5 protein-coding genes are annotated in these 6,794 nt (G+C 60.9%); 3 read left to right on the forward strand and 2 right to left on the reverse strand.

The window, feature by feature from the left end; translation table 11 throughout:
- Positions 1-106: 106 nt before the first annotated feature.
- Positions 107-295 (reverse strand): hypothetical protein, encoded by a 189-nt coding sequence (locus tag HMPREF3135_RS09495; RefSeq protein WP_016423317.1) that lies wholly within the window; start codon positions 293-295, stop codon positions 107-109.
- Positions 296-369: 74 nt separating this feature from the next.
- Here HMPREF3135_RS09495 and HMPREF3135_RS09500 point away from each other — a divergent pair, with 74 nt between their 5' ends.
- The 3 genes from HMPREF3135_RS09500 (at position 370) to HMPREF3135_RS09510 (ending at position 5,405) form a co-directional block, all read left to right on the forward strand.
- Positions 370-2,886, forward strand: a complete 2,517-nt coding sequence (locus HMPREF3135_RS09500; protein ID WP_070439375.1) for a helicase-associated domain-containing protein — start codon at positions 370-372, stop codon at positions 2,884-2,886.
- 148 nt (positions 2,887-3,034) lie between these two features.
- The gene (locus HMPREF3135_RS09505; RefSeq protein WP_016423319.1) at positions 3,035-4,738 is read left to right on the forward strand and encodes a DNA repair helicase XPB; all 1,704 of its coding nucleotides are present in this window, start codon (positions 3,035-3,037) and stop codon (positions 4,736-4,738) included.
- Between the two features lie 25 nt (positions 4,739-4,763).
- A complete protein-coding gene (locus HMPREF3135_RS09510; protein ID WP_070439379.1) occupies positions 4,764-5,405 on the forward strand; it encodes a DUF3239 domain-containing protein in 642 nt (213 codons plus the stop codon).
- A gap of 131 nt (positions 5,406-5,536) precedes the next feature.
- On the opposite strand, the gene HMPREF3135_RS09515 is transcribed toward HMPREF3135_RS09510, so the two are convergent.
- Positions 5,537-6,679: an alpha/beta hydrolase gene (locus HMPREF3135_RS09515; RefSeq protein ID WP_069359667.1), complete on the reverse strand. Its 1,143-nt coding sequence runs from the start codon at positions 6,677-6,679 to the stop codon at positions 5,537-5,539.
- Positions 6,680-6,794: the final 115 nt, after the last annotated feature.

Here is a 6,794-nt window from a genome sequence, read left to right on the forward strand (position 1 = left end):
AGCCCCCGCCCCGAGGCCACTGATGTGAAAACCCGCAGCCATGGCTGAACTAGCAGTCACGGCTGCGGGCCTCCAGCAGATGTAGCTCTGCTAAGAATCTAAAAGATTACTTGTTAATCACCGTGGTCGGGTGCACGTAACCCAGAGTCTCCGGATCAACCGGGAACTCAATGTCGCCGAAAGGCGAATCTGCACCAGCGTGGTGAGCAATCAGTTCAGTAACAGCGTGCTGACCAGGCTCGAGGTCCTTCGGCCAGCCGGGATCGACATAGGATTTCTTTGCAACGTTAGCCATGCTGAGATTATCCCAAAAATTTTCTCCCCAGTCACCTTCTCCCCTCCTTAAATCTCACTAAAGTGGGGATTGTCATGACTAGCACCACCCCCTTTGCACTCTTTTCCGACTGGCTGGCAGGTCAACCAGACCAATTTGTGGGCACTATCCTCAGCAATCGCCCCGATGCGCTGTCGCCACCGCCGAAGTCTTCCCAGGTGCTAGCGGCAAGGCTCCAGCTCCGCGCTTCTGTCTCCCGCGCGCTAACCAAACTGCCCGCACTGGAGCTCGCCTGCATTGAGGCCGCCGCCGACCTCGGTGCTGACGCCGAACCCGTCACTGCGGACGCCCTCATCGACTACATTCTCGACTTACTCTCTCGAGCAGAGGTTCCCGCCAATCAACGGCCCACGGCCACGCATATTCGGACAAGCCTCGATACCCTGCGCGAATACGGACTCATCTGGGGCAACGGTCCCGGCCCCCGCGGCACCTTCACCGGCAAGTCCACCCGCAAGAAACCTCTGCCCTGGCAGGACTACTTCTGTCTCAGCGATGAGGTCGCCACCTCGTTGCCACCCGGCTGGTATCTTCTGCCCAATCCCGATGGCCCCAGCCGCAGCCAGCTACGCACGGCACTCACCGAGGTCACAGACAGGCAGCAGCGTCTCCTGGATACCCTCGCCAACTCCGGAGGGCTCGGCGTCACAAAGGACGCTCATCCGGATGCCGACCCTTCGCTGCCGGTCCCAGCGCTCATCAACGCCGGCCTGCTCGAACGCATCGACGAGGGCACCGTTCGCCTGCCCGCCACCGTTCGCGCGCTTATGCGTGGAGTCGGGCTTGCCGACGACGACGTCCCCCTGCGCCCCGAAACCCCCGCTACCCACGTGATCGCCAGCGGTAACGACCGTGCTGCCGCCACTGCCTGGGAAACTTTGCGACAGGCGACTGACCTGCTGGACTTGCTGGGAACCGACCCCGCGCCGACCTTGAAAAACGGTGTCATCGGAGTGCGGGAAACCCGCAGTCTCATCGAGGAGCTCGGCGTCGACATCTCGGAGTTGGCTCGCGGCGTGGCTAACCTCAGTGCAGCGGGCCTGGTTCATGTCGGCACTCCGCATCCGCTGCCACTGCACGACAGCGGTGGTGACTATTTCGCCCCCACGCTGGCAGCCGACGGCTTCCTCGACGCCGATCTGGTTGACCGGTGGGTGAGTTTGACGGTCGGCACTCGCACTAGCGACGCAGCTCCCTGGCGGGTCGACCAGCTCAATGAGGAAGGCAAGCGCATTGCTCTACTCTCCCCACAAGCTCGGCTCTCCGGGGTACCGTCAATCCGGGAAATGGTGCTGGCCTGCTGTGCGCAGGTGGCGTCGTCGGCAAGCGACAACGACATCGTTGCTCTGACTGACCTGCGTGAATGCGCCGCCTACTACTACCCGATTACCAACGCGAGGTGCACGGACGAGACGCTCAGTGGCGTGGTCGACGAGCTGGTCGCCCTCGGCATCGTCGTGCGGGACCCGGGCGTGGAAACGATTTCCGTCGGCCTTAGCGAGGTCGGCAAAGCCATGGTCGCGCTCATCGAATCCGGTACCGCCGAGGCCTTCGACGATCTGCGTGCCGCCTGTAACAACCTCTTGCCGCCGAACGCCTCGTACCTGATGGTTCAGGCGGACAACACCATCGTCGTACCGGGCCCCGCATCCCCGGAGATGGAACGCATGCTCAGTTCGATTGCGCAGCTGGAATCTCCCGGCCTCGCCAGCGTCTACCGCGTGACCGAAGACAGCCTTCGCGATGCCCTCGATGCCGGCATCAATGCCGCCGATATCTCGGAGTTTCTTTCGCGCTACGCCGTCGGCGAGGTGCCGCAGTCCATTACCTATTTGCTTGACGACGTCGCCCGCCGCCACGGTCGTCTCCGCGGTGGCCCCGCAGCTTCGTTTATCCGCTGTGACGATCCGGCCCTGCTGGCCTCATTCCAGAGTCACCAGGCTGGGCAAAGCCTGGCGTTGCGGAAGATTGCCGAAACGGTGCTAATTAGCCAGGCCCCGCTTGCCCAGGTGATTGAGACCGCTAGAAATGCGGGCTTTTCCATCATCGCCGAAGATGCAGAGGGTTTGGTGCTGGATCTCGGTCGCGCTCCCTGCCGCATTGAGGCGCCAGCTCCGGTGCCTACTGCGCGTACAACGATGCCCGAACCGGAACGCATCAGTCAGGCGTTGACGGCTATTGCCGATGGCAACCGTGCTGCTGAGCATGCTGGTAGTTCCAGCGGCGCTACGGCCAGTGGCAGCACTGCTGGGGTCTCTGACTCGGCTGCGGATTCGACGACAGGTACGGACAAAGCTGCCGGTGCCAGCACTAGCACCGGTGGCACGAGCGACTACGCCTCCGGCACCGAAGCATTCAAGCTCCTGCAGCGCGCGGCTCGCCACGGTGACGACCTGTATTTGAGCTACGTTGACCGCAACGGCAAACCCGGCCGCAAGCGCGTGCGCCCAGTCACAGTCTCCGGTGGGCAGGTCGATGCTATCGACCCGGCCACCAGTCAAGTGCTGCGCTTCCTGCTGCATCGCATTACCGAAGTACATCCTGTCGACTAGGCGGCGGGCGCGCGGACCGTCGTAAAGCGATGCAGAAGCGAATGTGGCGGTTCGGGATGATTCGAGCCCGTGACGCATCTTCTGCGTAATCGTGGCAGAATTGACCTTTAGCTTATTTTTGGTCGAATGTCTGCGAGGCGAGGAAATAATGGGTTTCGGTACGGGGCCGCTGATCGTCCAATCGGATAAGACGGTGCTGCTGGAGGTCGATAATCCGGAGGCGGATGCGGCACGCGCGGCGCTGGCACCGTTCGCGGAGCTCGAACGTGCTCCTGAACATGTGCACACCTACCGCATCACCCCGCTGGCGCTGTGGAATGCTCGCGCCGCCGGTCACGACGCGGAGCAGGTGGTCGATGTCCTCGAGCGCTTCTCCAAGTTCCCCGTCCCACAGCCGCTGCTTATCGACGTCGCGGAGACCATGGACCGCTATGGTCGCCTGAGCCTGACCAAGCATCCAGCTCACGGCCTTATTCTGGTCTCACACGACCCTGCGGTACTGGCCGAGGTGACCAAGCACAAAAAGATACGTCCGATGCTTGGCGAGCAAATCGATGCCGACACCTGGACCGTGCACCCCTCCGAGCGAGGCCGAATCAAACAGGAGCTGCTGAAAGTCGGCTGGCCTGCCAATGACACCGCCGGATACATCGACGGTGAGGCACACGCCATCGCTTGGCAGGATCAGGGCACCGGAGGCCACGACACCTGGGAACTGCGCGACTACCAACGCATGGCGGCTGATTCCTTCCGCGAAGGCGGCTCCGGCGTCGTGGTGCTGCCCTGTGGCGCAGGCAAAACAATCGTCGGTGCAGCGGCCATGGTAGACGCGCAGCGCACCACTTTGATTCTGGTCACCAACACCGTCGCCGGCAGGCAGTGGCGCGACGAGCTGCTGCGACGCACCTCGCTGACCGAGGACGAAATCGGCGAGTACTCCGGCGAAAAGAAGGAAATTCGCCCCGTCACCATTGCGACCTACCAAGTGGTCACGCGCAAGACTAAGGGAGAATACCGCGCACTCGAGCTATTCGATTCCCGCGACTGGGGCCTCATCATCTACGACGAGGTCCACCTCCTGCCCGCTCCCGTGTTCCGAATGAGTGCGGATCTGCAGTCGCGCCGTCGACTGGGGCTCACCGCTACCCTGGTGCGCGAAGATGGCCGCGAGGGCGATGTCTTCAGCCTGATTGGCCCGAAGCGCTACGACGCCCCATGGAAGGACATTGAAGCCCAGGGCTGGATCGCACCGGCAGACTGCGTTGAGGTCCGCGTGACCCCGACCGAGTCCGAGCGCATGCTCTACGCCACGGCTGAGGCCTCCGACAGGTATCGTCTGGCCGCAACGACGCCGACGAAGATTCCCGTCGTCAAGCAAATCCTTGCCCGACACGAGGGCGAACCCGCTCTGGTGATTGGTGCCTACCTGGATCAGCTCGAAGAGATCGGCGAAGAGCTCGGCGTCGACGTCATCGAAGGAAAGACGTCCAACGCCAAACGCGAGGAGCTCTTTGGGAAGTTCCGGCGCGGCGAGATCAACACGCTGGTGGTCTCCAAGGTTGCGAACTTTTCCATCGACCTTCCCGAAGCCTCTGTCGCCGTGCAAATCTCCGGCACCTTCGGTTCCCGACAGGAGGAGGCACAGCGCCTGGGGCGTCTCCTGCGCCCGAAGTCCGATGGTGGTGGCGCCGTCTTTTACTCGGTGGTGACTCGCGATACGCTCGATACCGAATACGCAGCTCACCGCCAGCGTTTCCTGGCGGAACAGGGCTACGCCTACCGAATCGTCGACGCAGACGAGTACCTCGGGCCCTCCCTGCCCGGTGATTCCACCGCTAGCTCGGAATCCTAGAAAACTGGATAACTAAAGGACTGCCATGAACTTTCACTTCCCCGTCAACCGCGAGCACACCAACGCCAACAACGAGTACTACCGCGATGCCCGCCGACTGCTCATCTCCTCCGGCATTTTCTCTGCTCTGCTGCTCGTCGGCGCTGTGCTGGTTCTAATAGTTTTCGACCGCACGCCGTTTGTTATCGGCAGCGCGGTTATGCTTTTCGCCCTCGCAGCTCTCTACGTCGGCGTTACCTTCCAGGTGCGACGCGCAATTAAGGATCCGCAAGAGCTTTACGACGAATCCCCGCTGGTTCCGGCCATGATTGCGCGTGTGGATGAGCGAACCATGGTGCTGATGACCTTGGTGAACATGCGTAAAGACCCCTCCGATGGCGAGCCCGTCCCGGCCCTGGCTACACGAACTGTCACCACGATTTCCGGGGTTCCCCGCCGTGTGGGCGCGAAGGTGCCAGCTGTTGCTGTGGCCGGTACGCACAAGAGCCGCACCGAGTTCTACGACGAGATCACCCCAGTGCCGCTCGCGTGGTCCACTCCAGACAAGTCAGTCATTGCCCAAGCCCAGCGCAATATTCCGGTCAACGATTGGAATGTGCTCGAACGCAACATCGACCGGGTGGAAGAGGTACACGCAACGAAGCGCAATCTCCTGCCGCTGCACTAGTCGGGGGCTGTTAGCCCCGACCTTTTGGCACTGAGCTGTTCTAGCCCCGCCCCCGATTTCCCTTAGCAGCGCTCCCCTCCGCGGTGCTCACATGCACGGCGAGAGCGCCATTAGGAACTGAAACGGGTTGACTAGCTCTTACCCCAGGACTCTTCGTTCTGCCGGTCAATCGCTTCCTTATCGTATTCACCTGCCGGGTCCTCTGGCAGCTCACGTTCCGTGTGAGTGGCCTCTAGAATGAACCGCGCCGCGTCCGTAATCTGCTCTCGCTGAACCTTTGGAACCGCAATCTGGTGAGTCGCCAAGAATACCGCCTGAGTGGCGTCTCCACCTGCCTCCTCGACCTTCTTCAGGTACTCGGTAGCTGGCCGAACAACAGTATCGCGGGAGGCCGCCTGAACGTGGACACGCATGCTTCGCGACGGCTCATGCAATCCCGGTGACACTTCCTTTGCCGAATCATCAGAGGTGCCGAAGAATGCCTGCAACCACACCGCAGGAGCACCACGCAGGTCTAGAGCCGGGGCAACGAGCAACAGAGCAACCGGAGTGTCTTGACTAATCTGGTCTACCGCGGAAACAACGTTGTGGCCGCCTGAAGAGACACCATAAAGAACTAACGGGTTCTGATCACTGATGGGCATTGCACCCAATTTTTGAAGCTGCAACGAATCATCTGCGACAGATGCGACTACCCGCGCAATGTCATAGACGGCCTCAGATACCTTATTCTCTGGTGCGAGCCGGTAATCCACGTCCACAACAATTGCGCCCGATCGGGCTGCCAGGGCAGCCATATTTGGGCCGAAGGAATTCTCACGCAGACTGCCGTCGCCCATCCAGAAAGCGCCGCCGTGTGCGGCAACTACCACAGACCCGGTTGGATCCTGTGGGACAAAAACCCGCACCGGAACGCTAGGACTATCCCCCACCGTCGTATCCGTCACCTCTACTTTGCCGTCGGCATACGCAAGGTATGGCGAGGAATGGTTGACGGCCGCCCCCAGGACCATCATTGAACCGTGAATGATGGCGTCTGGCATACGAGCGCCGCGGTCATTGACTGAAGCACGAGCCTTCTTAATGTCTTCCTCAGAGGCACCCAAGGGGACAACCTCGCTCAAGTAGGAATAGGCTGAGACGTGTTCTTCGAGCCATTCAATAAGCTGTTGTAGCTTACCTTCTTCGGTCGTTACGGGAGTGAAGTTGTCTTGAGCCTCGTCCTCAGAAGAAGCGAGGTTAACCACATCGGAGTTAGGTGTCTGATTAGTCATAGAGACAGTCTGCCACAGAGAGCCAACGAGGATTCACCAAAAGAGGAAACCGAGGATCCGATCGACGCTTAGTTAATTCTGTTTACCTGTGGGTAAAACAAAAGCGGGCCGCGGC

This window comes from Corynebacterium sp. HMSC14H10 (genome assembly GCF_001807105.1).
GTDB classification, from domain to species: Bacteria; Actinomycetota; Actinomycetes; order Mycobacteriales; family Mycobacteriaceae; genus Corynebacterium; species Corynebacterium jeikeium_D.

Excerpts from the sequence above, each read along its gene's own strand:
- HMPREF3135_RS09495 (WP_016423317.1), bottom strand. The coding sequence starts at position 295 with ATGGCTAACGTTGCAAAGAAATCCTATGTCGATCCCGGCTGGCCGAAG.
- HMPREF3135_RS09500 (WP_070439375.1), top strand. The coding sequence starts at position 370 with ATGACTAGCACCACCCCCTTTGCACTCTTTTCCGACTGGCTGGCAGGT.
- HMPREF3135_RS09505 (WP_016423319.1), top strand. The coding sequence starts at position 3,035 with ATGGGTTTCGGTACGGGGCCGCTGATCGTCCAATCGGATAAGACGGTG.
- HMPREF3135_RS09510 (WP_070439379.1), top strand. The coding sequence starts at position 4,764 with ATGAACTTTCACTTCCCCGTCAACCGCGAGCACACCAACGCCAACAAC.
- HMPREF3135_RS09515 (WP_069359667.1), bottom strand. The coding sequence starts at position 6,679 with ATGACTAATCAGACACCTAACTCCGATGTGGTTAACCTCGCTTCTTCT.